Annotated in this window: 2 protein-coding genes; one reads left to right on the top strand and one right to left on the bottom strand. The window is 71.8% G+C overall.

All coding sequences use genetic code 11. From position 1 onward, the window contains the following. The first annotated feature begins 250 nt into the window (after positions 1 to 250). Complete coding sequence (gene ppa / locus GH736_RS22935) at positions 251 to 736, top strand: inorganic diphosphatase (RefSeq protein ID WP_159607326.1); 486 nt, start codon at positions 251 to 253, stop codon at positions 734 to 736. Between the two features lie 288 nt (positions 737 to 1,024). Here the strand turns inward: ppa and GH736_RS22930 are convergent. Then, the coding region (locus tag GH736_RS22930; RefSeq protein ID WP_162529606.1) for a C40 family peptidase at positions 1,025 to 1,448 on the bottom strand (424 nt) is incomplete at its 5' end.

Below are 1,448 nucleotides of genomic sequence, written 5' to 3'. Positions count from 1 at the left end.
GAGTCCGCCCCGCCCGACAGGGCCACGAGCACGAGCGGGGCGGCAGCGGATGAGGCCGCGCCCGCGGCATCCGGAAGCACGGCCCTGACCGCACGGCGCACGTCGGCGATCGGCGGCGTCAGGCGGGGACGACGCTCGGCAGGCAGCTCGTCGGAAGGCATCAAGTAACCTTATTCCGCCGATCGCGCCGCGTTCCGACCGGGCCGCGGGCCGAGTTCGAGCACGAGCTTCCAACCACGAGGAGAACCACATGGGCGAGTACGCCGCGATCATCGAGATCCCGAAGGGGAGCCGCAACAAGTACGAGGTCGACCACGAGACCGGTCGGGTGTTCCTCGACCGCGTGCTCTACACGACCTTCGTCTACCCCACCGACTACGGCTTCTTCGAGGACACGCTCGGCGACGACGGCGACCCGCTGGACGTGCTCGTGCTGCTCGACTACCCGCTGTTCCCCGGCGTCGGCGTCAAGGTGCGCCCCGTGGGCGTGTTCCACATGACCGACGACGGGGGCGGCGACGCCAAGGTGGTCGCGGTGCCCGCCGGCGACCCCCGGTGGAACCACATCCAGGACGTGAACGACATCCCCGAGTTCACCCGCAAGGAGATCGAGCACTTCTTCGAGCACTACAAGGACCTCGAGCCCGGCAAGTGGGTCAAGACCGAGGGCTGGGCGGACGCGGCGGAGGCCGAGTCGCTCATCGCCAAGGCGATCGAGAAGTTCCCCGGTCACTGACCAGGGCATGAACCGAGCGGATGCCGCGACCACGCGACATCCGTCACGACGAAGGGGCGGGCCCGGCGGCCCGCCCCTTCTCGGTCCGCGCGGGCGGCCCTGCCATGCCGCACCCCGCGCACCCCGTCGAAACCTGCCTCACCGCCGAAATGTAGGAAGTTGCGACGTGCGCACGGAGTGTCGGCGCCGCGCCGCGCCGCGCGAGGGGCCGAAGTTCCTGCGTTTCGGATTGGCACCGGGCGAGAAGGGGCTCGCGCGAGCGGCGGGCTGGCGGGGAGGCGCGAGGGGTCAGCCGGCGGGGCGGGCCGCCGCGGAGGGCGAGCCCCAGATGAAGTACTCGCGCACGGGCACGCCCTCGCGGGGCGCCTCGAGGATGCGGCCACCGCCGAGGTAGATCGCGACGTGGTAGTAGTCGCCGCCCGAACCCCAGAACAGCAGGTCGCCGCGCTGGATCTGCGACAGCGGCACGGCGAGGCCGCGCCCGGCGAGCGTGTAGTACTGGTTCGTCGCCGAGTGCGTGCCGATCGAGATGCCCGCCTGCGCGTACGACACCTTGGTCAGCCCCGAGCAGTCCCACACGTTCGGCCCTGCGCCGCCGAGCCGGTACGGCTCGCCGAGCTGCTGGCTCGCGAACCAGATCGCCGTCTCGACCGCGCCCGAGTTCGGCGGGGCCGGTGCCGGGTTCGGAGCGGGCGTGCCGCCACCTCCGCCG

This window comes from Agromyces humi, assembly GCF_009720255.1.
Lineage (GTDB): Bacteria > Actinomycetota > Actinomycetes > Actinomycetales > Microbacteriaceae > Agromyces > Agromyces humi.
This window is presented reverse-complemented; position numbering and strand designations above follow the sequence as displayed.

What these genes read in the sequence shown, in the direction of transcription:
- ppa (WP_159607326.1), top strand. Translation starts at nt 251, where the DNA reads ATGGGCGAGTACGCCGCGATCATCGAGATCCCGAAGGGGAGCCGCAAC.